This is a genomic window from Bacillus sp. UNC41MFS5 (assembly GCF_000686805.1).
Map to the genome: position 1 here is coordinate 224,484 of NZ_KK366019.1, position 26,212 is coordinate 250,695.

Annotated in this window: 24 protein-coding genes and 1 pseudogene; 21 read left to right on the forward strand and 4 right to left on the reverse strand. The window is 36.1% G+C overall.

The annotated features are described in order from the left end of the window. Position 1 precedes the first annotated feature (1 nt). Complete coding sequence (gene sufB, locus BR30_RS0127670; protein ID WP_026567869.1) at positions 2–1,399, forward strand: Fe-S cluster assembly protein SufB; 1,398 nt, start codon at positions 2–4, stop codon at positions 1,397–1,399. A gap of 87 nt (positions 1,400–1,486) precedes the next feature. Here the strand turns inward: sufB and BR30_RS0127675 are convergent, their stop codons facing one another. Further along, entirely contained in the window at positions 1,487–2,644 is a 1,158-nt protein-coding gene (locus BR30_RS0127675; RefSeq protein ID WP_026567870.1) for a tyrosine-type recombinase/integrase, read from the reverse strand. 16 nt (positions 2,645–2,660) lie between these two features. Next, complete coding sequence (locus BR30_RS36275) at positions 2,661–3,095, reverse strand: helix-turn-helix domain-containing protein (protein WP_081825605.1); 435 nt, start codon at positions 3,093–3,095, stop codon at positions 2,661–2,663. Positions 3,096–3,262: 167 nt separating this feature from the next. Here BR30_RS36275 and BR30_RS0127685 point away from each other — a divergent pair, with 167 nt between their 5' ends. The 13 genes from BR30_RS0127685 (at position 3,263) to BR30_RS0127745 (ending at position 14,495) form a co-directional block, all read left to right on the forward strand. Then, positions 3,263–3,553, forward strand: a complete 291-nt coding sequence (locus BR30_RS0127685; RefSeq protein ID WP_026567871.1) for a helix-turn-helix domain-containing protein — start codon at positions 3,263–3,265, stop codon at positions 3,551–3,553. A 270-nt stretch (positions 3,554–3,823) separates the two neighbouring features. Further along, on the forward strand, positions 3,824–4,042 hold the full coding sequence (locus tag BR30_RS0127695; protein ID WP_026567872.1) for a hypothetical protein: 219 nt from the start codon (positions 3,824–3,826) through the stop codon (positions 4,040–4,042). 255 nt (positions 4,043–4,297) lie between these two features. After that, positions 4,298–7,393 (forward strand): DEAD/DEAH box helicase family protein, encoded by a 3,096-nt coding sequence (locus BR30_RS0127700; protein ID WP_155928881.1) that lies wholly within the window; start codon positions 4,298–4,300, stop codon positions 7,391–7,393. Between the two features lie 147 nt (positions 7,394–7,540). Next, positions 7,541–7,744: a hypothetical protein gene (locus BR30_RS0127705; protein ID WP_155928883.1), complete on the forward strand. Its 204-nt coding sequence runs from the start codon at positions 7,541–7,543 to the stop codon at positions 7,742–7,744. Beyond that, a complete protein-coding gene (locus BR30_RS0127710; RefSeq protein ID WP_026567875.1) occupies positions 7,731–8,267 on the forward strand; it encodes a hypothetical protein in 537 nt (178 codons plus the stop codon). The genes BR30_RS0127705 and BR30_RS0127710 overlap by 14 nt, the downstream gene beginning before the upstream one ends. Before the next feature lie 107 nt (positions 8,268–8,374). Next, entirely contained in the window at positions 8,375–8,725 is a 351-nt protein-coding gene (locus BR30_RS34735; protein ID WP_051633815.1) for a P27 family phage terminase small subunit, read from the forward strand. 14 nt (positions 8,726–8,739) lie between these two features. Further along, positions 8,740–8,865, forward strand: coding sequence for a hypothetical protein (locus BR30_RS38585; RefSeq protein WP_269320657.1), 126 nt, complete (start codon positions 8,740–8,742; stop codon positions 8,863–8,865). 109 nt (positions 8,866–8,974) lie between these two features. After that, positions 8,975–9,172, forward strand: coding sequence for a hypothetical protein (locus BR30_RS38230; RefSeq protein WP_155928885.1), 198 nt, complete (start codon positions 8,975–8,977; stop codon positions 9,170–9,172). 76 nt (positions 9,173–9,248) lie between these two features. Then, the gene (locus BR30_RS0127725; protein WP_155928887.1) at positions 9,249–10,484 is read left to right on the forward strand and encodes a hypothetical protein; all 1,236 of its coding nucleotides are present in this window, start codon (positions 9,249–9,251) and stop codon (positions 10,482–10,484) included. A 113-nt stretch (positions 10,485–10,597) separates the two neighbouring features. Continuing rightward, complete coding sequence (locus BR30_RS0127730) at positions 10,598–10,936, forward strand: YolD-like family protein (RefSeq protein WP_026567877.1); 339 nt, start codon at positions 10,598–10,600, stop codon at positions 10,934–10,936. 191 nt (positions 10,937–11,127) lie between these two features. Further along, entirely contained in the window at positions 11,128–12,240 is a 1,113-nt protein-coding gene (locus BR30_RS37500; RefSeq protein WP_026567878.1) for a YecA family protein, read from the forward strand. Between the two features lie 158 nt (positions 12,241–12,398). Beyond that, positions 12,399–12,737, forward strand: coding sequence for a nucleotide pyrophosphohydrolase (locus BR30_RS0127740; RefSeq protein WP_026567879.1), 339 nt, complete (start codon positions 12,399–12,401; stop codon positions 12,735–12,737). Positions 12,738–12,740: 3 nt separating this feature from the next. Next, positions 12,741–14,495: a DUF2075 domain-containing protein gene (locus tag BR30_RS0127745; protein WP_026567880.1), complete on the forward strand. Its 1,755-nt coding sequence runs from the start codon at positions 12,741–12,743 to the stop codon at positions 14,493–14,495. Between the two features lie 224 nt (positions 14,496–14,719). Here the strand turns inward: BR30_RS0127745 and BR30_RS0127750 are convergent, their stop codons facing one another. Together BR30_RS0127750 and BR30_RS0127755 are read right to left on the reverse strand one after the other, a co-directional pair. After that, positions 14,720–15,016 carry a hypothetical protein gene (locus BR30_RS0127750; protein WP_026567881.1) on the reverse strand — a complete coding sequence of 99 codons (297 nt, stop codon included), beginning with the start codon at positions 15,014–15,016 and terminating at the stop codon, positions 14,720–14,722. Positions 15,017–15,428: 412 nt separating this feature from the next. Next, positions 15,429–17,906 (reverse strand): DUF2726 domain-containing protein, encoded by a 2,478-nt coding sequence (locus BR30_RS0127755; protein WP_026567882.1) that lies wholly within the window; start codon positions 17,904–17,906, stop codon positions 15,429–15,431. 269 nt (positions 17,907–18,175) lie between these two features. Between BR30_RS0127755 and BR30_RS34740 the strand changes: the two genes are divergently transcribed. The 7 genes and pseudogenes from BR30_RS34740 to BR30_RS0127795 all read left to right on the forward strand — a co-directional run bounded on the left by BR30_RS34740 (position 18,176) and on the right by BR30_RS0127795 (position 26,057). Further along, on the forward strand, positions 18,176–18,355 hold the full coding sequence (locus BR30_RS34740) for a nucleoside triphosphate pyrophosphohydrolase family protein (protein ID WP_231507833.1): 180 nt from the start codon (positions 18,176–18,178) through the stop codon (positions 18,353–18,355). Between the two features lie 863 nt (positions 18,356–19,218). Continuing rightward, on the forward strand, positions 19,219–20,121 hold the full coding sequence (gene dapA / locus BR30_RS0127765) for a 4-hydroxy-tetrahydrodipicolinate synthase (protein WP_026567883.1): 903 nt from the start codon (positions 19,219–19,221) through the stop codon (positions 20,119–20,121). A 319-nt stretch (positions 20,122–20,440) separates the two neighbouring features. Continuing rightward, entirely contained in the window at positions 20,441–21,832 is a 1,392-nt protein-coding gene (locus BR30_RS0127775; protein ID WP_026567884.1) for a protoporphyrinogen/coproporphyrinogen oxidase, read from the forward strand. Positions 21,833–22,225: 393 nt separating this feature from the next. Further along, positions 22,226–23,506, forward strand: a pseudogene (locus tag BR30_RS34745) (MFS transporter). A gap of 139 nt (positions 23,507–23,645) precedes the next feature. After that, positions 23,646–24,596, forward strand: a complete 951-nt coding sequence (locus BR30_RS0127785; RefSeq protein ID WP_026567885.1) for a DMT family transporter — start codon at positions 23,646–23,648, stop codon at positions 24,594–24,596. After that, positions 24,562–25,059 carry a prolyl-tRNA synthetase associated domain-containing protein gene (locus BR30_RS0127790; RefSeq protein WP_035446274.1) on the forward strand — a complete coding sequence of 166 codons (498 nt, stop codon included), beginning with the start codon at positions 24,562–24,564 and terminating at the stop codon, positions 25,057–25,059. The genes BR30_RS0127785 and BR30_RS0127790 overlap by 35 nt, the downstream gene beginning before the upstream one ends. 128 nt (positions 25,060–25,187) lie before the next feature. Then, positions 25,188–26,057 (forward strand): MurR/RpiR family transcriptional regulator, encoded by an 870-nt coding sequence (locus BR30_RS0127795; RefSeq protein WP_026567887.1) that lies wholly within the window; start codon positions 25,188–25,190, stop codon positions 26,055–26,057. Positions 26,058–26,212 lie beyond the last annotated feature (155 nt).

Below are 26,212 nucleotides of genomic sequence, written 5' to 3' on the forward strand. Positions count from 1 at the left end.
GATGGCGAAAAAAATGCCGGAAATCGGTGATTATAAATATGGTTTTGCCGATAAAGACGTTTCCATATTCCGATCTAAGCGTGGTTTAACATCTGAAATAGTTGAAGAAATTTCTAAATTGAAGAATGAACCACAATGGATGTTAGACTTCCGTTTGAAGTCGCTTGAGCATTTTTACAAAATGCCAATGCCACAATGGGGCGGCGATTTAAATGCATTAAACTTTGATGAAATTACTTACTATGTAAAACCATCTGAGAAATCTGAGAAGTCCTGGGATGAAGTACCTGAAGAAATCAAGGCTACTTTCGATAAACTAGGGATTCCTGAAGCGGAGCAAAAGTACCTTGCTGGGGTATCTGCTCAGTATGAATCTGAAGTAGTTTATCACAATATGAAGGAAGAACTTGAAGATCTAGGTATCGTCTTTAAAGATACGGATTCAGCCTTAAGGGAAAATGAAGATATTTTCCGCGAACACTGGGCAAAGGTTATCCCGCCAACAGATAACAAGTTTTCAGCCCTTAACTCGGCTGTTTGGTCTGGCGGCTCGTTCATCTATGTACCACCAGGTGTGAAAGTGGATACGCCGTTACAGGCTTATTTCCGAATTAACTCTGAAAATATGGGTCAATTTGAACGTACGTTAATCATTGTTGATGAAGGCGCTCATGTGCATTACGTTGAGGGTTGTACTGCACCAGTCTATACAACCAACTCCCTGCACAGTGCCGTAGTTGAGATTGTGATTAAAAAGGATGCTTACTGCCGTTATACAACGATTCAAAACTGGGCGAACAACGTCTTCAACCTTGTTACTAAGCGTGCTGTATGTGAAGCTAACGCGACAATGGAATGGATTGATGGCAACATCGGTTCGAAATTAACGATGAAGTACCCAGCCGTTATTTTAAAAGGCGAAGGCGCACGTGGAATGACTTTATCGATTGCAATTGCTGGTAAAGGTCAGCACCAAGATGCGGGTGCGAAAATGATTCATTTAGCACCAAATACATCATCAACGATCGTTTCTAAATCCATTTCTAAGCATGGCGGGAAAGTAACCTACCGCGGAATCGTTCACTTCGGTCGTAAGGCAGACGGTGCCCGTTCTAATATCGAATGTGATACTTTAATCATGGATAACAAGTCAACATCAGATACGATTCCATACAATGAGATTTTAAACGATAACATCTCACTTGAGCATGAAGCGAAGGTATCTAAGGTTTCTGAAGAGCAGCTCTTCTACTTGATGAGCCGTGGTATTTCTGAACAGGAAGCAACTGAAATGATCGTTATGGGCTTTATCGAGCCGTTTACGAAAGAATTGCCAATGGAATACGCCGTTGAAATGAACCGATTAATCAAGTTCGAAATGGAAGGTTCTATTGGATAAAAAATAAAAAACCTTTAATATCAAGGGTTTGAGAGGATTTCATACCGTGCCAAATTGGTGTCGTGCCAAATTCGTGCCAAGTTGAAATTATCTTTTAGTGTAGGAGGCGAACTTTTGAAGTTCGTCTTCTTCTATTTTTTCGGTGATATCAAGATATGTATCAGCCGTTGTTTTGATGGTTTTATGCCCCAAGCGATTTGAGACATATTTAAGGCTTGCGCCTGATTCAAGCAGCAGAACCGCATGAGTATGTCTAAAGCCGTGGGTGCCTTTATAATCAACACCAGATTTTTTGCAGTAGCCCTGCATGGTATCACGAATAGTCGAAGGTGTTAAATAATGACCGTGACAATTTTGAAAAATGATACCATCTTCATTTTTGTGAAATCTTTCATTTCCTAAAATTAATTCATTTTGCTTCAATTTGAACTTCTTTAATTCACGGACTAAATCAGGGTCTATTTTGATAGTACGATAGGAAGAAGAATTTTTTAATGTTGTCAATTTTACATTATTATTATCATCACGGCTTGTTTGTTTATCTATGGTTACTTTATCTCCATCAATATCTTCCCATCTTAAAGCTAATGCTTCAGATATCCTTAAACCTGTTTTGCTTAAAAAGTATATAAGTACATAGTACAGCTGATAATCAGGGAATCGCTGATGCTTATATGTTTTCATAAAATCCAATAGCTTGTTTAACTCTTCAAGGCTGAAATATTTCACTTTTTCCTTCTTTATAGCAACAGAATCTTGAACAGGTACTCTTAATTTATCAGCAGGATTTTTTTCAAGCACTTCAAGTTCATGAACCGCATAATGTAATATGCTTTTCAAAACTGAAAGATATTTTAATCTTGAACCAAATGAATATTTTTCTTTTCCATTTTCATCTAGTTCACCGAATGTAGCAATCCATCTTTTTATTTCAGGTCTATGAATTGTCATGATTTTTTTATGCGCAAAAGTAGGCAAAATATGATTCCTTATAATTACTTCAATTTGTGTAAAAGTTGATTCCTTTACATTAGCTTTTTTATGTTCAAGCCAATCTTTCACAACATCTTCAAATAACATATTTCTATCGTTTATTGTTTGCCCATAATATTTTCTTTCTTCAACTTTTGCTGCTTCAATTTCTGCTTCCTTTTTTGTTCTGAATGTGCCAAGGCTGACTAATTTTCCATCCTTGTGAACACGGGCCTGCCATTTTCCACTAGCTAACTTTCTGAAGTTTGCCATCTTTTCTTTACTCCCTTCAATCCTTTAAAACGATTTCGATAACGCTTCTTATTTTTGTTTTTTCTTCTTTAGTCAGTAGCCTGTCCTGAAAAAATATCTGATGATTGGAATCTAATAAAGAATCAAGTTTAAATTGTTCTTGTTCTTCTTGTGGCACTGACTGAGTTTCAATATTTTCACGTTCTTGTGAAATCGTTTCTCGCAATTCTTCTATAAAATCCTCTACTTCCATAGTTCTAGATCCTATATATCCTGCTGCTTCCATTAATTCCTCGTTTGGCACTTCTAAGCTTTTTGAAAGCTTGTGTAATACCTCAATTGAGGGATTATTTCGTTTCCCACTTTCAAGCTGTGAAATATACATTGCAGTAATTCCTACCAATTCCCCAAGTTTATTCATTGAAAGATTTTTTTCTTCTCTTTTCACTTTAAGATATTTTCCAAAACTCATTAATAACTCCTCCTCTTTAATAAGAATATAAGCTAAAAAGTTCAATTTGCAAACTGTCAGTTTGTATAAAACTGTTGGTTTGTGTTTATAATATTTTATATAAACTGACAGTTTATAAAGGGTTTTATGAAATGTTTTTAAAAAATTCACCAAGGAGGAATAAGTAAATGCTTAACATTTCTTTAGACGAAAACGAATTAAAAAAATTATATTTAGAAGAAGTCCGTAAACGTGTGGATGAAATTGGGGAACAAATGATGCTCATTGATACCAAGGAGCTTTGTAAAATGCTTTCGTTAAGCAGACCAACGGTAGAAAAATTATTTATTTACAATCAGGATTTTCCTTCTATGCGAGTGGGTAAGAAGTGGCTATTTCCTCGTAAAGAAGTAGAGGAATATATCAAACGTTGGTCAATCGATGTTAGAAAAAAAGGCGGTAATGTAGAGTGTGATTAAATCTGAAAAAAAGAAAAGGAGAACTTTTATTATGACAGCAATGCTTGACGAAAAGCTATTCGGTTGTCGAAATTAAAGGAAATTCATTTCTTGACAGTTTGAAAGGGGGTGAAATTGCAATGGATTTGAAAACAAGAATCGTTTGTTTCATTAATGATAGACTTTTCATGTTTAAAATAAAGCAGATAGATAAGCAAAGACAGAAAGGAAAATCAACATGAATTACAAAATAGTAAGTTCAGGCAGCAAGGGGGCGAAGGAGGAATACCAATGTACACTTTTAAATGTCATTTTTGCAATGATGAATATTCACTTAACCTTGACGACCACGAATATTATTCGATTGATGAATTAATTGAAATGGCATTACGAGTATCAGCAGTGGAACGGGAAATAGCATGGGTTCAAAAAAATGGATTACTTTATTGTGGTTCTTGCAAGCATAAAGGCGCTAAGATATATGAATTTAAGCTGCCTACACAATATTAATCCATAGTTGGACAAAAGAAAAACCCACAGATTCCCCACTGTGAGTTTTTTTCGAAAGCAGTTTCCCAGACTGCTGTCTAACTCCCTTTTTGTCACCAACTAACCTATTGCCAAGGTGTTAAATAGATACAATAAAGGAGGTCGTATACAATTCTGTCAATATTATATCAAAAATAGACATGATGAAAACTCCTTTACTTGTAATTTCTTTTCCGATGGGAAGAAGAATTGATTGAAGCAAAGGAGCTTTTTGTTTTGGAACCTATCGAACAAGAAAATATAAAAACATCAAATTTTCAACACTATGCGGCTATTCATCATAAAAAGTGCTATGTACAGCCTAAAGAAAAAGATATGGCAATTATCACAAACAATTTTAAAGAAACTGGATGCACTAAAAGATACACTCCACAAGAATTATTACATGCTTTAGGCAATGGACGCTGTGTTATGCTATCCAATTTTGAGATAGACAATCAAAACAATTTCCGTTTTATCTCTACCACCGCTTTTGCGATTGATGTAGACGATGAAGAAAAAGTAACAAATCCCAAGGAAATTTTAAATATGCTTTACCTAAAAGACATTTGTATGGGGTTATTTTACACGTTTAGTCATGGTAAAAAGGGCAAGGGCAATCGTTACCGATTATTTTTCCAGCTTGATCAACCGATTACAAACTTAGAGGATTATATGGCGTTGGTCGAATATGTGATGGAGTATTTGAAACAAAGAGATTTACCGATTGATGAATCGGGAGCGTTAAAATATCCGACTCAGATTATAAGACCTGGAATTTTAGGATATGAGGTAAATGATTTTTCCGTTATGCTGCCAGTTAAGGAATGGCTCCCAGAAGCAAAAGTAGAGGCGAAATTACAAAAAGCAAAAAGAGAAAGAGAACGAAAAGCCAAAGCAGAAAAATTCAAGGATAGATTGTTTAAACCTATAACCTACGAAGAATTGAAAGAAATGTGCAAAGCGATTGGATACATACCGAGCGGTGGAACTAAAGAAAAATGGCTTCAAATTGTCTATGCCTTGAAATATGAAGTGACATTAGGGAATTTGACCGATGAACAGGGGTATGAACTATTTTGTATTGTAAGTGGCAAGGAAGCAAGCGAACGACAATGGAAAAGTATGAAACCCCGTGGTAAAGATAATCCCAAGGACGAAGGGGCAACGGTTGGTAGTATCATCAAACATGCTGAAGCTGCAGGATATAAACGTAAACATGCATACAATTATGCCTTGCAAGAGACCTTTGAAGCCATTCCTACTGAGGTTATAAAGGTAGATGGGCATTTGTCTGTGGATATTCTAAAAGAGCTAATAGGAAGGAAAGAATCCCTTATATTACATAGTCCCACGGGGAGTTGGAAAACCACTTGTTCTATTAATGCTTGTAAGGAATTAGCCTATGGAGCGTATGAAGAAAACCAAAATTTGAGTAATCAAAATTCACGTTGTCCAGATTGGCATTATTATGTATTTTGTTGTCCTACTATTCCGTTAACGGAACAGGTTGCAAAAGATCATAATCTTCCATGTACTAAAGGTGGGATGAAATGGCTTGAAAATAAAATGACTGGTAAAGCTGTATTCGGTTGCCGTGTGTTTGTAGCCACTTATGATAAAGCAGCGGAACTTGTCAGGCATTTGATTGAAGGGATTGATTATGAAGGTAGAAAACCCCACTTTACGCTTGTTGTTGATGAAATTCACAAATTTACCGATGCTTACAATTATCGTTATAAAGTCATAGACAAGATAAAAGGTCTTGCAGATAATGCAGCATCTTTCATTGGGTTGTCTGGAACACCAGAAGATATACTCAAAGACGATTTTGACAAGCTTATCAAGATTGATACAGGGAATGATAGCAGTCCTTGTACGGATTACCGAGTTTTCACGTACGAAAAAATGAAAGATGCAGACATCATGCTTATACCAGTAATCCGAGGGTTGTTGCAGGAAACAAGGGTCTTGTTATTCATCAACAATAAAGATCGGATTAAGAGGATAAGGGACTTACTACGTAAGGAAGGGATAAAAACGCAAATCGTCTCTAGCGACAATAAGCAAAGCCCAACTTACTTGAATATTGTTGAGAATGGAACGATTGCCGAGGATGTAAACGTTGTAATTGCTACATCGGTATTAGCTGATGGGATTAGTATCAAAAATGATCCTAATTGGAGTTGCTTAGTGGTTTGTGATAAAGCATCACAGTTCTTTAATCCTTCCACTGTAAAGCAAATATCCAATCGTTTTAGGGGGCAATATCGATGTTTTGGATTGTATATGATGCAGCCCAATCCGCACTTTATTGAAACAAATCGGTTTAACATAGAGAGTGATTTCCAGTATAGAAAAAGGATTGTAAGCGGTTATGTAGAGGAATTAAATGAGGAATTTAAAGAAGATGGATACAAGGAATTCATCCCTTTCAATGTTGAAAGGGATAATGGGATTTTTTATAGGAGTCAGGATCAACAGGCGATCATTGAATTCAATCCTCTGTTCGTCAGGCATCAATCCATGAAGAGGAAAGAGAAGTATTATGGATTGTTCCGAAATGCGTATATAGAAGAAGTCGGTAAGCAATTAGGCGTTAATTGTACTGGAGTTATCAATGTAAATTTGGAAGTCGAAAAGAACGGATTTGATTTAACTGGATTGCTTCAGAATATGGAAGCCCAACAGGAGCAAGAAAAAAAGGAAAATGCCGAGCTTAGAGAAGCCTTCAGTAGGTACTTTGATAAGTCCGTATATAAGTCCTTCTTGAATGATGAGGAAGAAATGTTGGAAGTTTTCAAAAAACAAGTCCATCCTGAACAGTTTGCAGCTACTAGAAGAAATGTGACCATTGCAGATTATGAAACATGTAAAACGGTTGGAGAGAAAATCAAGAGAAAAGCAGATACCAACAAATATTATAATCATATCAAAGGATTAGCAAATATTGCGGCTTTAGATTTTATTAAGGGAACTACTGTTACGAAAAAGGTGTTTAAGGAGTTGTTGAAAATGACGAATGAAAAATATTCGTCTAATGAATTTAAAGATATTATTCAAAACAAACTGCGTAAAACGTTGAATGTACAAGCTAGTGATGTAAAAGCAGGGTTAGAGTTGTTTCACGAATATCATCCCAGGTCTGCAAAAGCACGATTTACACAAATAAAACCATTAACCGTAAAAATTGTTGCTAATATACATGGTCTTAGTGAAACTGCTGTGAAAAATAGTGTACTTAAATATGTATGGCAACGGAACGGGCACCAACAAAAAATTTTATTACAAGCTATTTTCGAAAAATGGGGAATTGAAAAGTATCAAAATTGAAGTAACAAATGACGTTTATTAAGGCATTTTGTATTAAGTTCTTTATATACAAATTATTTCAATAAACGTCATTCTACTTTAAATGCATACAAAAGTATATAGTATGCATAAAAATCACAAAAATTATGCAAAATAAAATAAACAAAAATGACAAGAAGTGCGGTGAAAAAAGTGAAAAAAGATCTCGAGATTCAAGGACTCATTGACCAAGGCAGGCGGGCATATTATCGCCGATATAGGGAGAAACCAGAAAACAAGGCAAAGGCTCGGAAGTACCAGGACAACTTTTTTCTTAAACGGGGCTTGGAACAATTAAAATCCAAAGGAGATAAAGCAAGTGAAAATAAATAATCTAAATGTTGCAGAACAACGTAAAACTCGATACACTATTCCACCAGAAGAAAACTTGCTTCCATTATTTTTAGGAGCTGAAGATGTCCAGGCTTTAGGCAGATTAAGAAGCCGCTGGAATCTGGTTACTCATGAAGACACGATTAAACGAGCAATAGAAGAAAGGCACATCCTTAAAGAATTGACATTGTCAAAGACGGGCAGGCATGTTAATAAAGGCACTGTGTGGCTTGAAAAAGGTTTAAGGAAAGAAGTAATAAAAGAAGCTGCTGAAGAAGGACATGATGTAGCTGATTATGTTCGGGGTATCCTTTATAGCCTTGATCAAAAATTAATGCTTGATGCTATCGCAGAACGTGAACGCCAAAATAAAATCAGGCATGACAACCGAGTCCTTTCTTTTAGAACATTTGTGCAGCCAGAGATTCGAGAAAAGCTTTATAAGAAATATGGACGTCTTAGTGATCGTGATTTGATGGCAGCGGTCCAACAGGATGCAATGGAATGGCTAGCAACCGTTTAAAATAACCCCCCTAGGTCTTTAATAAAATTAAGTTCATGGGACAATCGGCGCAAAGGGAACCATTTCTAAATACGTAGCACTTCTCAAAAGAAGTTGGAGGTGAAATTTTGTGCAAGATTGCAAACCAGACCAAAGCAAATATGCAACGACTGGGCATCTACAGACCAGAATTTGACCAGACCATTCAAATTTATTCGGGCTTAATCGAGCAATATAATGACCTCTTAAGAGAACTAAAAAAATTGAAATTTAAAGTGATTGAACCAACAACAAGGAACAATGACAGCATGAAAAAAAGTCCTCTCATAGGTGTCTTAGAAACCCTACGAAAGGACATTTTGACTTATTCAAATTGCCTGGGGTTAACTCCTGCTGGGTTTAAAAAGATCACTGATGATATGAAGAATGAAAATAAGAAATTAAGCAAATTGGAAGAGGCACTATGTAATCTTCAGTGAAGGAGGTGTACAAAATGGTTTCATATCGAGTACATCGTTCAGCCGAATATCTGGATCAACGAGAATTACAATTAAAGGGCTTTGAGAAAAAGAAAGGTATCTTGCAAAAACGGTTGCAAAAGTTAAAAGGTCAGGCTTAAAAATCTGTTGTTTTATTTCAAGTGCTTTTTGCTATTTTTAATTGCAAACAAACCCTCCAATCTTTTAGCAGCTACTATATAATGTAGCTGCTCTTTTCATTGAATTAACGTGGCGGTATTAGTTAATAGTTATTCTTATTGGGCTAAAAGTAGCATTATTAGTGTATATTTTGTAAAATTTATCTATGTACAAATCATAGCAGAGACGATATTTAATAATGGAGATTTAGTGGGAGTGCCAGATGAATTTGCTGAATTAGGTAGTAAAGTTGGTGCTATTGATATATCCGAGGTGGACATTTGTTAAGAAGGTATAGTTTAGTTAGGGGGTAATTAATATCATTTCATTTGCTAATGTATCAATAGCAGCTTCATATAGAATAATGAGTCAAACTATGGATTTTAGAGATTTAACCCAACGCCATTTAAATGTTCTTATGGAGCAAATAAAGGCTTTAAATTTTGATATTTCTTCTGTTAAAAGTGCTAAATTAATTGTTCATGAAGCATCGCATTATTTTGATCATCTGGTCACTCTTTCTGGACAGGAAATGCTAGTTAAAATTTATAATGCATTAAATGAATATGAAATTATAAATGAAGCACTAATTAAAAATGAAGCAAAACCTGAAGCACATAATATTATTAATTTTTTAAATACCTTAAAAAACTGGAGTCATAGCAAGTTTGCAATTGAACTGAACAATGGTTGTCATACTACTGACTTTAGCAATTGGTCATACTCTTTTGAGACTACTGGAGATTTAGATATTTTCAATAAGCCAAATGGTGAAGAGCTTTTAACTGTTACCTTTAAGCATCATGGCACACCTTATGCAAGAGTTCCTTTTACGATAGAATCACTATGGGAAACAAATGCAATGTGGGCAGAGATAATCTATCAATTCAATTTAGTTCGTACCATAGAAGAAGGTGCGAGGGCAGTGGAAGCTAATGATATGCAAAAAAAATACGAACAATATCTTTATGACCCTAGGCTATTTGTATATTCAGTAGCAGCTCACCTAATTTCTTCTTTTACTAAATTAGGTGATATACCAAGGGCATTTCACTTAAGTAAGGCACTTTCTAGCATTAGCTTGAATTTACCGTTTCGATACTATCAACAAATAAAAAAGACAAAAGGTACTTTATTTAATGGACTGGTAAACCGTTTAATAAAAAATACAATTCATCTAAATCCAACTTTTATTTTTCTTGCTCTACTAGAGAATATAGTAGAATCAGGTTTAGATATTAACGACCTCTCTAGTGAAGATGGACTAGATATAAACAAAATCCTTGCTATTAATAATCTTCCTGATAAATTAGTTTTAAACGAAGAAATACTTTCTGAAATGAATAAATTATCCCTTAATGTTGACGGTCCACATACAGAACTGTATACATATCATAAGAATATTGGTCTAGAATATTTTAATTTTTCTGGTATTGAGGGAGGTCTAAATCAGCACCCAGTATTCTTGATCGCTATAGCTAGTAAATCACAATCTTGTGTATTTCAAGGATGGGATGAAGAAGCTTTTGAAGAGGGAGAATCTGAAGCATTTAAGAGACAAGAGCTCTTCGAGGAACTCTTTAAGTGGATGATTACTTAATGAAGTATATAAGGGAATTGGTATGATAAAGACCGCTGTAAAGGTGGTCTTTAAATTTATTCACATGCAGAACGTTAGTTCGTATATAATGGTATCAAAGGAGATGATTCAAAATGACAATACGTGACCGTGGTAAAATGAAATGGCAGTCGGCTTCTTTCATACCGCTAGCATTCGAAATGACCAGCGAAATGTTCAAGGATCAATCTCGAACGGCTAAGCCAATATTAGACGAACACCAATCGGAGGAGTTCGACCTGCGTCTAGCATACGCCACAGAATACAACCATGCGGTAGTGCTTACCGTATGGGATGAGGGATTTACTCACAACATTACAGGCCGTGTTCATTACGTCGATCCTATTACGCATGAACTGCGTATTGAAGTAAAGGATGGGAAGTTTGAACGAGTAGGATTTGATAGTGTGGTCGCAGTGAAGATTGCGAATTAGGCAACCATAAAATATAGCGTCAGACCTTGGTGGGTTGGCGTTATTGTTTTTTCTCATTCAACTAACAGGCAGGTTTATTAAAGAAGAATTAACAACTCTAAAAGGGGACCTTAAACAAAGCGGTAGAAGAATTCGATGTGTTTTAAACTACAAATGGGTTATGATGGATTAAAAACATTAAGGAGAAAAAAATGTCTGGGATTGGGAGAAATGAATTGTGCCCCTGTGGGAGCGGGAAAAAATATAAAAAGTGTCATTTAAATACAAGTGGGATATTTGAATTATCGAAGGATTCTTCCTTAAAATGTATATGCGGGAGCGGATTAAATCCTACTGATTGCTGTGGTTCCTTTCTTTCATCAACCAGGAGGATAAAACCCTCTGTACGGCAAAGCGAATTTTCTGTAGATAATTGGTATCAAGATCAATACTCTGGTAAAGTATATTTTGCTTTGTTATCGACTTCAAGAAGAGAATGGAATGCTTTCCAGAACTTCTATATATACGGCATTGAAGTAAATGGGCGTTTTTTTAGACCTAAAACTTTAGATTTCGTTTCCGAATTTCAAACTGAAGAAATCTGTCAATGGAATGTGCGTTGCAACCTTGACTACCAAACGGGAGCTATAATCAAAGTTCGAACCAAAAATAATATTGAAAAAAATAAATTTCATTTTGCTGATTGTACTATTTCCGTTTCGAAGCCACTTAATCAAATCGAAGTGCCAAATGTAAGTATCCTAGACAATCGTTATCTAAGACTGTTTCACCATACTTCGGTTTTTGGTTATGAAGGGATAATAAATAGTAAATCCATATGGTCATCACCTTATGACCTTCAAGGGAGTACGAGAGAGTTAAAGAAAACCCGTTTTACATATTTTACTGACCTACCTGAACTCAAATATGAAAGTGATTTGTTTGCGGTAGCAATGCGTGATAAATCTCAAGCAGCTTTTAGAACCGATGATGAAACACAGTTGTCCTTTGTTGAGATATATAAGCAACCAGTAAACAAACGGGAAAAACGATTAGTTTTTTATCTTGATATTAATTTGATAGCTCCTGTTCCTTCTATTTTCCACAACCAAGCAGGAACTAAATATATAGAATTTTTTCACCCCCATATTTTCAGAATAGGAAGCAATCCTGAAATAACCATTCCAATTGAACAATTTGAAGATGGCTGGAAAATTAATACCGCTTCTATCACTCCTAAAATGATAGATGTTTTTCCTATTGCAAATGGTAACAGCCTCAGTGATCTTTCAAAAATATATCAGGACAGAGATATTGAGCCATAGTTCACTTCTTCTTCAACTAACTGGAGAGGATAGTTGAAGAAGAAAGGTTCGTAACATAAACTAAATATGTACATAAATTTGGAAGGATTGCTAGAAAAGAAACCTACATCTGGTTCAATAATCAAGAGACAGAAGGTATGGTATGAAAGGAAATTAATATGGGTGAAACAATGCAGCGGATTAATCAATTTAGAGATGAGCGCAACTGGCGGCAATTTCATAATGAAAAAGATCTGGCCATTTCCATTTCTTTAGAAGCAAATGAATTATTGGAATTATTTCAATGGAAAACACCAGAGGAATCCAAGAGAAATCCTGAGCGACTTAAAGAAGAACTGGCAGATGTGCTGATTTACTCTTATATGATGGCTGATAATCTAGGATTTGATATTGATGAAATCATCGCCGAAAAATTAATTAAAAATGCCCGAAAATATCCAGTTCCTAAAAGCTTTGGTCAAAAAAAGAAATATAATGAACTGGATGAGGTGGATTAAGCAATGGCTAAGTACAAATGTATAACATTGAAAGTGAAAAATGGAGAATTGGATGGTTTCGATAGACTTCGCCAGCCTGAACAAAATATTCTTAAAAATGGCAATGTCGTTTATATCTATAAAGGGTCGAAGTCGAAAAAGATTTACATTGGACAAACGAAACAATTTACTGTGCGGAATAAGCAACACTACAATGGTAAAGATGAAAGATTTAATAATGCAGATTTTGACCAAGTAATGATTCTTTGTTCAGTCTATTTAGATGGTGGTGCAGCCTTATATGATGTCGAAAGCCAGCTAATAACCTACTTTATGGCAGAGAATTCAAACTCTAGAAAGCAACTGGTTCATTATGACAATGATGACATTACTAATGGAAATAAGGGTATCAGCGTCAATGCCTACCGAGACCAAGAAAGGGTTGCTACAGAAGTCATTTTGCCTTTTTGGGAAAAAGAATTATACCCTAATGGATGGGTAAGCACACCGACTTTAAAGAAGTTGCGCAATGAAGCACTGGTCAAATATAGCCCAATTAAAGTAATAACAGAACAGCAAATGGACATTCTTGATGAGATTGAATCAAATCCTGATATAAGCTTTGTGATTAATGGCGATGCAGGTACTGGCAAAACCGTGCTGCTGACTCATTTGGTCGCTAAGCTGTTGAATGATAAACCTAATCATAGAATAGCAGTCGTTTTGCAGCCTAACTGGATTAAAACGGCAAAGCAAATCTTTAGAGTATATGGAATGAACAACAGTAACCTGACACTTGCTACTTCGACAAAGTTGATTAATGACGATAAAAATTATGATGTTGTAATTGTTGACGAATCTCATAAGCTTTCCAGAAAATTTTCAAAGCAAATGGCATCTTTTAATAGTGTGTATAAAGGAAGATTTGCACAGTATGAGGACCACTTAGAGTGTTTAAAAAAATTAGGTCGTCAAATTGTGTTAATGTATGATGTATTGCAAGCTATTCGCCCTGCCAATATGACACGTGCGCAATTTAAGGAAGCAACCACAGATTTTGAAAAGAGATACTTAACAACGCAATTTAGAATTCAAGCTCCAAAAGGCAAGAACTATACATCAGAGGATTTCGTAAATGGGATAAAATACCTTTTGTATAAGGATACAGGTCTATTAGAACAAGAAGAAACGAATTTTAACCCGAATTTTAACAGAGCGGTTTTTCATGATAATGATGCGGATGCTTATTTTGGATATTTTGAAGCAGAACCTTTAAAGAATTTGATTGATTGGGTAGAAGAAGACAGAAACTTCCACCCTGAACATATAAACCGAGTGCTAGGTGGATTAGTTGAACCTTGGAAGCAGGCTGATGGTAAAAACCCGTTAATCACTCATTGGCATGAAGGGGATATCAAACGAAGATGGAATTCCACTCAAGAAAATTGGATTTTTTCAGAGGATGCCGATGCTGAAGATCAGATTGGCTCTGTCTTCGCAGTTCAGGGAATCGATTTGAATAAAGTCGGTGTTTTAATCGGCAATGATCTGCAAGTCGACTCAAAGGGTAGGTTATTCGGCAATCCAGAGAATTTTCATAATGTAAACGGCAAGTTCTCAAAAGACGATGAAAGCCCTAAAAATGCACAAGAGTTTACCTTATTTGTATTGAATATATACTATATTCTGATGACTAGAGGAATTGACGGGATTCGGTTGGGATTCTGGAAAAATGATGCATTTAAAAAGTATATGAAGGAAATATTGGAGATTAAATAAGTACCTGAAACGGGGTATGCAACTAACCGTGTAATATAATTCAAATTATTGAATGAACAGGGGGTTTTACTTCATAAATAGGAGTAAAGCTTTTTTCTTCTTCAAGTAACGGGTGCTTTAATAGAACAGAAAAAAATTTTAGACCACGAGGAGTGGTCTTTTTTAGTCATAAAAAAAGCAAAGAGCAACCCCTTTGCCTAGAATGACATGAATTTTATACAAGGTCAGTAAAGTCTCTCTTTTTTAGGTTTCAATCGTGCGAGATAGGCAGACCTTAACATTTTATGAAGATCGTCACCTGCTTTTCCTTTTAAAACAGATTTTGCATAAGCTTGGTCAAGAGTCATTCCTTTGGCATTTGCCCTTTTAACAACTTCTGTAATGCTGTTTGTGTAAGCATACTCCTTGATAATCCATTTTTCCAGGGTATCTGCTTGATATTCCTCTACCAAAGTTATGTATTGTTGCAGCCGCTTTATTTCTGCTTCCGCTCTTGGAACAGTAATCAGTTTTGTTCCCATAAATTCACCTCCTTAATAGAGGGATTTCGACAAGTTTCTATTTGTTCCTTTCGACAACTTTATGAACGAATAGCTGCTTAAATAGAACAGATATTGGAAAAGAAACTGATTACAAATTCAACTTTAATAAGGATAATTACTGAAGAAGTTTTTCAAATAATCTTTAATTCTTTGGAGGAAGCAGAAGAATGGTGGAGGTTATATCCAAACTGGTGGAACAATTAAAGCGAATAAGAGAAGCGATAGCGGACCTTATGTTATAAACTCAAACAGGCATCATCGACGCTGTAAAGGAAGAAGAAAAACTGCCTATCAATTTAAATGGATGTACGAAGATGATTATTATTACAAAAAGCCAACTGAAAAGTTGGCTTGTTTCTTGTAATTTTCTCACTGCCTTCAAAGCAGCTTTTTATATCCATCGAAAATCGACTTCCTTAATTGCAGAAAATTCTCTTTTCAATTCTTTTTCAATATGCGGTTTGCTATGTGTTAAAACAAACAGATCCTGCGGGATCTCGATGACAAGTCGCTCATCTTCCATACCAAGGACCGTAATGCGGTCCTTGATTGAAGGACCAACTATTGAAGCCACGATGGCTGAAACCTTTTTTAAATCGACCTCTTCCGCCACCTCGAATTTGGATAAATCGACGGATTGAATAAGGGTTTTTGAGAAATGGTCTTCTTTATCCAAATGTTCCAAGATGAAAGGCTTCGTAGCTGAAATGATGTCACGGCGCAGTTGTTCAGCACTCATGGCGCTAGTGTAACGAATACGTATGAGTGGTATGCCAGATAGTTGGAATATGAGATTTTTCATATTATCCTTGCGTACCACGTCAGGATGGTTATGGTAATCGCTGTCTTTTTCGATGACAATCATCGGGAAATAGCTGAAGCTGTTGACGATGGCGAAATCAACATGTGTCATGAGATAATACTGGAATGTTTCATTATTCACCAAAGGTTTTAGTTTTTCATAATCGATGATGGTCTGTAAACTCATATTCGGGAACACATAGCTTTGCGGAAAGAGGTCGCAGAGCACTCGATATAAATCCAGTTCCGACCCATGAAAAAAGACTTGCTTGTATAATTTGTTACTACTCGCTTTTATGACCTGTGCCTCAAGTTTCGGATCAGCTACTTTCTCAACTAGTTCTGCGATCATCGGATCCATTGAGAACAATGTATTTCCGTCAGAATGTACCATGCCGTGTTGAATCAGTTTGTTGACATGCTGCATAAGGAAGCGGTTCTGATTTTCTTTCCAGCGAAGGACATTCATTATCTGTTCTGGACGGACTTTATCGTCATTCTTGAGCAGTTCATAGATGATAATTAAGATTTTCCTTGTCAGTTTGTCGAGGCCAAAATAGGCGTTTTTCAGCTTCGCTGACCCTTCCGCAGCAGCTTTTTTATTCTTTTCGTCCTCTATTACCTTCACTTCACTGATTTCATTAATTAAATCGTCTACTTCAATGCCGTCTTCTTTTGCATCTTGGAGGATAATAAGGATATCCTCATATTGTTTCACCGCTTTATATACATCAGCAATTAGCCTGTATACCTCTTCATCCTTTTCCTCGATTTCAAAAAGGAAATCGGCTGCTTGCTGATATTTCCTCTCAGACAGATACAACGAGGTAGCAATACGGAAAAAAGAATATTTGGACCAATCCTTTTTCGATAATTCATCGAGAATCCGTTTTTTATTTTTCTCTAAGTATTCGGGTGCCCATTTGTCACGGGGGTAAGAAAGACTACAGGAATGCATGTTCCTGAATGTATCCCAATATTTCTCTGATTCAAAGGCAATTCCTTTCAAAAGATCTATTTTCCATTTCGTCGTGGAACTGCTGGATTTCATTTCATATGAAGAAACAAGGAAACTTTCTAAGAAATTGTCCCTATACAAATTGATAAAAAATAGTATGGTATCCTTGTTTTCCTCGAAACCTGCCAAATTCATTTTTTGCATGATTTTTTTTAATGAACATTGAGAATCCTGCACTTCATCTTTTTCAGTTCCTACCAGTTCAAAATATTCGTTCTTAATGCTCTGGATAAATTGATAGCGAAGGCTGTCCGAGTCCACCATCTCCAACATTTGATCTAAGTAATCACCCGCACGTTTAATTACTTGGGATTCTGGTTCTAGCAGAAAAAAACAACCGATATTATTGGCGATCAAAGAAACGAGGGAATCGAAAAAGTCCCATTTTTGAGCTTCGTCCAATGATGGGATGGCTTCCAAGAGAAATTTTACGAATTCTTCCACTGGATATGACGGAGTAAAATAACTGTCGTCTACTTTCAAATAATCAAGAAAGACAGGAGTCAATTTCTGTAACACAGAGATGGCTTCATCTGATTTTCCCGTTTGAAACATGCTCACGAGAATCGTTGCGATTAACGGTTCATCCGATCTTCCGAACGTATAATCGCCACGGTTAATGTATTCGATGATTTCCTTGCCGCTTATTTTTTCATGCATTGAGTATTTCACATAATAATAGTTGAGTTCCGAAATCAGAAGAATTAAATGCCAATACACATTTTTGTTCTCCATTTTCTTTTCGATTTCAAAGAATTCTTTGCGTTTTTTTTCTGCAAATTCCAATCGTTTCAATCGTTCTTCATCGTCAATCTTTCTTTCGGAAACATATCTATATAAATGATAAAGTGTGTCCAATTCCTTTACCTCACTCATTTTGTTCACCTCATTATAATTACTTCTACCATCATAATATAAATGCTGCATTTCCCATGTTTCCTGTAAGTCATTTTCTAGATCATGCACTTCAAAAAATAAATCTCTAAATCCATGTCCTAAGCCAAGCCATTGCATTTTAAAATGTATCTTTAAGTGTAAATACACGTGCATTGGGCTTTTATAGCCATGCGGTTTTCTCCTCCTCTTTTAAAAGATAAATGAATATTAGCACGGAAACCAAATCTTGAAAATATGTGCTCTGGGCGTGTATAATATTGCAATTTGTGAACAGTTCGACAAGAGGTTTTTGCCCGTTATTATGCAGTTATTTCGATATAACCTTATACACAATGGGCAGTCAACGAGCAGGCATTCGACAAAAGTTTTGTCGAAATATTTTTGTAAAGAAATGAGTAAGAAATAAAAAAATAATAGAAGAATTGGAAGAATTTAAGGCTACACCTAACGAAGAAGAGCTAGCGGATATATTAGAAGTAATTGACGGTATCGTACACGCCTTTAACTTAGATATGGACAAGGTATTAAAGGTAAAAGCTGATAAGTTAGAAAAACGAGGCGGATTTAATGAACGAATTATTTTAGAAAAGGTAATAGAGTAATTAAAAAAGCAGCCAAAAAAGGCTGCTTCCATTTGCAAAACTGAAAAGCTGAAGCTAATCTTACATTGAATCGGTGTTTGTTCAATTGTTTCTTCTCATCATACAAGCTGCTGCTTGGTTTGGCTTCTTGACCATTTATTAATCTTGGCATGGGTTTAATATTTATGAGCAAAACCCTGATTTTATGCTGCTTCAGCCTATGCCAACACCGTGCCAAATTCGTGCCAAGTTGAAATTATAACCCATTTTACGCCATTTTTAAAAATGGCTTTATATCAAGGGTTTGACTAGCTTTTTTATAAATAATTTCGTGCCATTTTGAGCAGATTTAATCAAGTTCGAGATGGAAGGCTCTATTGGGTAACAAATAAATAATCTCGATTTGATTTTATCTTTTAGTGTAGGAGGCGAACTTTTGAAGTTCGTCTTCTTTTATTTTTTCAGTAATATCAAGACAAACAGGTGGACCTAAGCATATGAAATAAAAACTAAAAAAGCATGATAATTCACATACGAGTATTATCATGCTTTAAGTATTTACAAGGCGTTTTTATTTTGGTGAAATGAATATTTTTTAAAGAGCTTTAAGAGAAGATACTACGGTTGGAAGTAGTATCTTTTTTGCGATTTTGAGAGAAGAACTAAACGGTTTTATTCGATAGGAATAGCGAATAAATGAAAATAAATATTCCCTTTTTATAAAAATGATTTACTTATATTCATTTTTCTGATATTATCTGCTTAACGGATAATTCAGAATATTATCTAATTAAAAATTCCGGAAAATGTGGAGCCTTCCGTTATATTTTTCGAAGTTATTTGTAGGCATTCTATTTTAATAACCATTTATGAGGAGGATAAATATGTATAAACCATTTGGAATGATCGCAGCTTTACCTACACCTATGAAGGAGGATAACAGTATTGACTATAAGGGGCTTGAACAAGTAATAGAACATTTGATAGATGGAGGAATGCACTGCCTTCTAGTGGGAGGAAGTACTGGAGAATACTCACTTATGAGCATGGAAGAACGAAAAGCAGTTATTAAATTTGTGTGTGAAACATCAAACGGTAGATTACCTGTAATGGCGGGTACAGGATGTCATCGGACAGAAGATACAATTGCCCTTACGGGCTACGCAGCTGAAGTTGGTGCAGATTGTGCTTTGGTCATTACCCCGTATTATATGACAACTAGCAGACAAGGAATTATTGATCATTATAAGGCAGTGGCAGAAAGCGCTAACATTGGAATTGTCATCTATCATTATCCAGATGCTACAGGTGTTGAACTTGATCCGGAACTAATTAATGAAATAAGTCAAATAGATGGAATTGTTGGTATTAAAAATACTGCTGATGGGATTCATACTTCTAAACTCATTGCATTAACAAAAGACAATCCAAACTTCGCGGTACTTACTGGATTTGAACATTTAATCGTACCTACATTAGCAATAGGGGGACATGGTGCTGTTGGATTAGTCCACAACTTGGTTCCGAAAAAAATAGCGAAATTATATGATTTAATCGTAAATGAAAACAACTTAAAAGAAGCGACTAAATTAAATCAGGAATTGCTAGATTTATATAATGCTATTGAAGAAGAAACAATTCCAGGAACATTAAAGGCAGGCTTGGAAGTACTAGGATTATCAGGTGGACCAAGTAGATTACCGCTAGTACCTGCTTCAGAAAAGTTCAAATCAAAGATTGAAGCGATATTAAATGAATTAGGGGAATTAAAAGTGAAACAACTTTAATTGAATTTGGAAAATCATAAATAAGGGTTGGGAAGAGATCCAATGATGGATGCAATTATACTAAGCGGTGGACTTGTCGGTTTGTCTGCTGCCTATATAATGCTATTGATGAAGAAACTACATCGGGAACAGTAAAGGCAGGCGGCTTGGAAGCACTAGGATTATCAGGAGGACCAAGCAGATTACCACTAGTGCCTGCATCCGAAAAAGTTCAAATCAAAGATTGAAACAGTATTAATTGAACTAGGGGAACTAAGAGTAAAACAACTGTAATTGAATTTGGAAAATTATCAATAAAAAAGGGATGGGAGAAAATCCAATGAAAGATGTAATTATTATAGGTGGTGGACTTGCAGGTTTGTCTGCTGCCTGGCAGCTTAAACACCATGATACTTTACTTTTAGAATCCGATGATCGTATAGGCGGGCGTGTACGATCTGAACGTCGAGGAGATTATTGGTTAAATTGGGGCGGACATCTATATGCTGGACCTGGTTCGGCTACAGATGAATTATTTAAATCTGTAGGAATAACTGCAGCACCTGTACCTGGAATTTTAGCTGCAATGTCTTTGAATGGGAAGTTGCTTAAAGATGGTCCGGTTGAACTGTATCCATTTAGGGCCCCTATGTCATGGAAAGCTAGATTTGCTATGATACGTGCAGGTGCTAAAGTGCGTGCAGCTGTTATCAAATATGGCAAAATGGCAAAAAAACGTCCGGGTGAGGACTATAGAGTTCAGCAACAACGAATTTTAGAATTTATGGATGATCGAACTTTTGCCGAATTTACTGGTAAATTACCACCAGATGCAGATGCCATTTTTAGACCTACCGTTAGCCGTTCGACTGGCAGTCCTGAGACCATGACTGCGGGATCTGGTGTAGGATATTTCCACACTGTATGGAACAAAGATGATGGGTTAGGGAATAACATTGTTGGGGGGCCATCAACGCTTACGAACACGATTGCAACAACATTAGGTGACCGGGTTCAACTAAATGCAAACGTTTTAGAAGTTCTTCAGAAAGAAGACCGTGTTGTCGTACACTATATTCAAGATGGCGTGAAGCATGTGGTGGAAGCACGTTATGCAGTACTCGCGACTCCTGCCACAATTACAAAAAATATAGCGAAAAACATTGACCCAGAAATCGCAGACGCTCTTGGTCAGATTAAATATGGTCCACATGTTAGTGCAGCATTTTTAACAAATGAAACAGGTCCTCAAGTTTGGGATGATGTATATTCTTTTGCTACGCCTAAAAGGTCATTTGACATTATTCTTCATCAATCAAATCTAGTCCGTTCTTGGGAAACTGAGAGGAAACAAGGAAGTAGTTTTATGACATTTTCACCTGGGGAAAGCGGGCGACGGCTAATTGATAAATCTGATGATGAAATTATTCGAATGAAATTGAAGGATTTAAATGAAATATTTCCTGGTTTTAGTGATCATGTAGTGGAAGCTCACGTAATGAAATTTCCATTTGGATCAGCTTATATTTTCCCAGGTCGTGCAGAACTACAGCCAATTTTAACAAAATCTGCTGGTCGATTGTTCTTAGCAGGTGATTATTTAGGCTCCAAATATACTGAAACAGCCATTCAGACGGGACTCACTGCAGCACAAAATATTAATAGCTTCCTGGAATTCAGAGTTCATGAATCTCAAAAAGAGAAGAAATTTAAGGCTGTGTCTGGTGATTAATTACCAAGATTTTATTGAGAGAACTAGTTAAACTCATTGTGAAATTATACTAATCTTTTATAGATTGAAAAGCCCTCATTAAACCTAGTTATTTACAATCAATGATGTGGGTTTATGAGGGAAATCCCAAAACCTTTTAGATGATAGAATACGAAAACTCCTCAGTCTATCTAAAATACAGTCTTACATTATTTAATCTATTACCTTTCTGCAACTTAAGTGAACATAATACAGGAGAGAAGAAATTCCATCAATGACGAAAATGCAAACGTTTACTTTACACTTTTCGGAAGGGATCACTTGAAATAAAAAAATTATTTCAATAACAGGAGGGAAATCATGAATAAAGTCCGTACAATGGAAGAAATGCCCTTAAGTCGATTTCATTTTAAAATGTTTACCTATTCCGCTGGGAGTGCATTCCTCGATGGGTATATTATAGGAATTATTGGGGTAGCCCTTTCTATCATAAAGACTCAATTCGATATGTCTTTAACCATGATGGGACTGCTTGGAACGGCCACTCTTGTGGGTATGTTTTTTGGTGGATTAATAGGAGGGTATCTTACAGACATTATTGGCCGGAAGAAGATGTTTCTCATCGATATGATTGTCATGCTTGTTGTGTCAGTCCTTCAATTTTTTGCCAATGATCCTATACAGTTGGTCATTTTGCGAATTATTTTAGGTATTGCAGTAGGGGCAGATTACCCCATTGCAGGAGCTTTAATGGCGGAATTTTCACCGAAAAAAAATCGTGGTGGCTTACTTGGAGGGATTAATTCACTCTGGTATGTCGGATATGCTAGTTCCTTTTTGGTCGGATACTTTATGCTGTCTATCGGTGATACGAGCTGGAGATGGATGCTTGCAAGCAGTGCGGTCCCAGTATTTCTTTTGCTTATTGCACGTTTAAATATGCCAGAATCCCCTCAATGGCTGGCTACTAAAGGCAGGGAAAAAGAAGCTAACGCTATTATTCAGAAAATATTCGGGGATAATGTGGTCATATCGGCTGCACCATTGTCTAAAGTGAAAACCAGCTTTCTTGATATATTTCGAAATGGTAATGGGAAATGGACCATTTTCGTATCGGTTTTCTGGTCGCTTCAACTTATACCTACTTTTGGAATAGGAACCTATATCCCAGAGATCCTTGCACAATTAGGTTTTGCTAATGGAAAGGTGGAATATCTTGGGTCAGCGATCCTTAATATAATCTATCTTGTTGGCTTGATTCCTTTTCTTTATTAGGTTGAAAAATGGGGAAGAAGACCGACAATTATTTGGCCGTTTTTTATATCTTCCATCTCTTTATTCATACTGGGAGCAACCTCTGGATTAAAAATGTCATTTGTTTTTGTCTTAGCTCTTTTTGTTATCTATGGAATTTTTAATAATGCGATGGGAATGCATGAATGGATCTATCCGAATGAGCTTTTCCCAACCCATATTCGGGGTACGGCAGTGGGATTTGCCACAGCAATAACCCGTGCCGCCTCCGCCACTAGCACGTTTCTCTTCCCAACCATTATGGCGAACTATGGTTTGGCAGTAACATTGTATATTTGTGGGGGGCTGTTTTTCATTGGATTCCTACTCTGTTTATTCATGGCTCCGGAAACAAAGAATATGAGTTTAACGGAATCGAGCTCTATACGGAAAGTCTCGTAATGAGGAAAAACGGTTAAATAGAAAGAGTTAGGGTTTATGGAACAGCAGAAACAATTAAGTTTCTGGGGAAGGAATGACCCGATTAGCGGCAAAGTGATTAATCGGGTTATTCCCTTTATGGAAATATGAGGTGCATAAAATGGAAAAACTGGCGAGCTTAAGAGTTTACATCATTACAATTGCTGGTGCGGTATGTTGGGGGCTTATTGGTTTATTTATTGCTCCGTTGTATGCCCGCGGCTTCACGGCTTGGGACGTAGTTGCTATTCGGGGGATTTTTACCTTTGTTATCTTACTTCTGATAATGACAGTATTTTATCGAGATCAGCTGCGTACCAGATTAAAAGATCATATTTTTTTCGCTTGTGCGGGAATTTTTAGTATCGCTTTATTTAATTTTTTTTATTTTGAAGTTTTTTCTCAATCGAGTTTATCCCTTGCAGTAACACTTTTATATACAGGTCCACTGTTTGTAACCATCCTGTCCCGCCTCTTTTTTAAAGAGCCCTTGACTATTCGTAAAGGCTGGGCACTGGCTCTTGCTATTACAGGTTGTGCATTTGTTGTTGGCCTGCTGCCGCTCGGCCAAGCAGGAATAAATATGAAAACTTTGCTAATGGGGATTCTATCAGGATTTTGTTATGCGTTGTATAGTATTTTTAGTAAACCTGTAACCCAAAGGTATTCTGCTTTGACAATTACAACGTACACATTTCTTTATACGAGTTTATTCATGTTATTGACAAGTGACATAATAAAAAAGACGGATCAATTTCAATATGCCGATGTTTGGATGTCAGCGGTGCTGTTAGCGTTAGTAGGAACAGTTGCAGCTTTTGTTTTGTACACTTCAGGACTAAAGCATTTAGAAGCTAGTAAGGCCTCCATTTTAGCAACGATTGAACCTATCATTGCAGTAGTAACTGGAGTACTTTTTCTAGGGGAACATCTACGGGGATGGCAGGTGTTAGGAATCGGATTGGTTTTATATTCCGCCATTCTTGTCGCAGATGGAAGGTCTAAGGCTAAGAAAAGCGAGAGGAGGAAAGCACAATATGATACTACTAGAGCAGGAAAAAAGTGTATATGACGTTTTAGAGCAACTAAACATTTCCTTTAAAAGGTATGAACATGTACCTGTTTTCACAGTTGAAGAAATTCGTAATTTGGATATCACAATTCCCGGGGGACATACTAAAAATTTATTTTTAAGAAATCGAAAAGGGGATAAACATTTTTTAGTGATTGTATCAGAAGATAAGGATGTAGATTTGAAGAGTTTATCTAAGCTTATTGATAGTACTCCGTTGAGTTTTGGTTCACCGGAAAGACTGAATAAATATTTAAAAGTATATCCTGGAGCAGTCGGCGCTTTCGGATTGATAAATGACACGAATAACGATGTACAGGTTGTATTAGATAGTGATTTACTTGATAAAGACACAATTAACTTTCATCCCAATGTAAACACAGCAACAGTAAACCTTTCAGTTCAAGACTTTAGAAGATACCTTGATTTAATCAATAATTCTGTTTCAATAATATCCTTATAATCCGAACGGGCGCCATTCAGAAGGCGTCCTTTTTGAATTGAGCCTTTTCTCGAATATGAGATATAATGGACTCAAGGTGAATATTGTTGATTGATATTTATAAATTGAAGGTAAAAAGAGGGATATATATGAGTTTAGAAAATCCAAAAACAATAATTAAAAAAATAGTTGATATTAAAGATTCTTTTCCCAAAAAACAAAGAAAGTTATGCGATTATATTCTAAAGAATTATCAGTCAATAGGATTGATAACAATTAAAGAGCTTGCCAATAATGCCGAAGTTGGAATTTCAACTGTGATGCGTACGATAAATGCCTTAGGGTATGAAAATTTTAATGACTTACGAAAAGATATCTACGATGAATCGTTTCCTTCCGAATCAAGGTGGGCATTAAAGAAGTCTATTACAGATACTAATAACGAAGAAGCGAGCGTTTCAACTTTGGTACAAGTTTGGAAAGAATCAGTTGATTTATTAGACAAATCTTTAGATTCCGATTTGATGAAAAATTTCGAAATTGCTATTGATTTCATTGAAAAATCAAGTTTTATCAATGTTTTGGGTACTCGGCCGTACAAAGCAACTGCATTATATTTTGAACAGTTGCTTGGAGAATTCTACTCTAGGATAAGGCAACTAGGCCATGATACGGAAGTGATTTTTGATAGGATTTTACAATTTGAAAAGGATGAAATTTTAGTGGTTTTTGCATTCGAGCCTTACACTAATCGAGTTATCGAAGCAGTTAAGCTGGCGTATGAACTAGGCAATAGCATTATACTGATAACGGACTATATCTCATGTCCAATTATTTCATATGCGTCCGTAACGTTGAAAGTAGAAGTTAGTAAAGAACAATTTTCAGTTGTACCTATTATAGCATTGATAGACGCATTGGTAATTGAACTTGGTAAAAGATCATCAGAAGAATCGATAAAAAAATTGAAAAGACTTGAAAAAACACTTAAAGAAAAGAATGTATTGTTTTCTTATTAACCTATGTATGGAAGACTCCATCGGAACGGTTAATAGTTTTGAAAAAATTACCCGCTTGCCTTGGATGGCAGGCGTTTTTTTTGTAGAAAAGGGTGTAACTATCGGATAGCATCGGATTACTCATGGATAACTCCGGAATACTCTCGGTTGGGGAT

What these genes read in the sequence shown, in the direction of transcription:
- BR30_RS0127705 (WP_155928883.1), top strand. Translation starts at nt 7,541, where the DNA reads ATGACAAGAAGTGCGGTGAAAAAAGTGAAAAAAGATCTCGAGATTCAA.
- BR30_RS0127695 (WP_026567872.1), top strand. Translation starts at nt 3,824, where the DNA reads ATGTACACTTTTAAATGTCATTTTTGCAATGATGAATATTCACTTAAC.
- BR30_RS0127755 (WP_026567882.1), bottom strand. Translation starts at nt 17,906, where the DNA reads ATGCACGTGTATTTACACTTAAAGATACATTTTAAAATGCAATGGCTT.
- BR30_RS0127785 (WP_026567885.1), top strand. Translation starts at nt 23,646, where the DNA reads ATGGAAAAACTGGCGAGCTTAAGAGTTTACATCATTACAATTGCTGGT.
- BR30_RS0127730 (WP_026567877.1), top strand. Translation starts at nt 10,598, where the DNA reads ATGACAATACGTGACCGTGGTAAAATGAAATGGCAGTCGGCTTCTTTC.
- BR30_RS0127725 (WP_155928887.1), top strand. Translation starts at nt 9,249, where the DNA reads ATGAGTCAAACTATGGATTTTAGAGATTTAACCCAACGCCATTTAAAT.
- dapA (WP_026567883.1), top strand. Translation starts at nt 19,219, where the DNA reads ATGTATAAACCATTTGGAATGATCGCAGCTTTACCTACACCTATGAAG.
- BR30_RS0127795 (WP_026567887.1), top strand. Translation starts at nt 25,188, where the DNA reads ATGAGTTTAGAAAATCCAAAAACAATAATTAAAAAAATAGTTGATATT.
- BR30_RS0127745 (WP_026567880.1), top strand. Translation starts at nt 12,741, where the DNA reads ATGGCTAAGTACAAATGTATAACATTGAAAGTGAAAAATGGAGAATTG.
- BR30_RS36275 (WP_081825605.1), bottom strand. Translation starts at nt 3,095, where the DNA reads ATGAGTTTTGGAAAATATCTTAAAGTGAAAAGAGAAGAAAAAAATCTT.
- sufB (WP_026567869.1), top strand. Translation starts at nt 2, where the DNA reads ATGGCGAAAAAAATGCCGGAAATCGGTGATTATAAATATGGTTTTGCC.
- BR30_RS0127775 (WP_026567884.1), top strand. Translation starts at nt 20,441, where the DNA reads ATGAAAGATGTAATTATTATAGGTGGTGGACTTGCAGGTTTGTCTGCT.
- BR30_RS0127685 (WP_026567871.1), top strand. Translation starts at nt 3,263, where the DNA reads ATGCTTAACATTTCTTTAGACGAAAACGAATTAAAAAAATTATATTTA.
- BR30_RS0127790 (WP_035446274.1), top strand. Translation starts at nt 24,562, where the DNA reads ATGATACTACTAGAGCAGGAAAAAAGTGTATATGACGTTTTAGAGCAA.
- BR30_RS38585 (WP_269320657.1), top strand. Translation starts at nt 8,740, where the DNA reads ATGGTTTCATATCGAGTACATCGTTCAGCCGAATATCTGGATCAACGA.
- BR30_RS0127675 (WP_026567870.1), bottom strand. Translation starts at nt 2,644, where the DNA reads ATGGCAAACTTCAGAAAGTTAGCTAGTGGAAAATGGCAGGCCCGTGTT.
- BR30_RS37500 (WP_026567878.1), top strand. Translation starts at nt 11,128, where the DNA reads ATGTCTGGGATTGGGAGAAATGAATTGTGCCCCTGTGGGAGCGGGAAA.
- BR30_RS0127740 (WP_026567879.1), top strand. Translation starts at nt 12,399, where the DNA reads ATGGGTGAAACAATGCAGCGGATTAATCAATTTAGAGATGAGCGCAAC.
- BR30_RS0127750 (WP_026567881.1), bottom strand. Translation starts at nt 15,016, where the DNA reads ATGGGAACAAAACTGATTACTGTTCCAAGAGCGGAAGCAGAAATAAAG.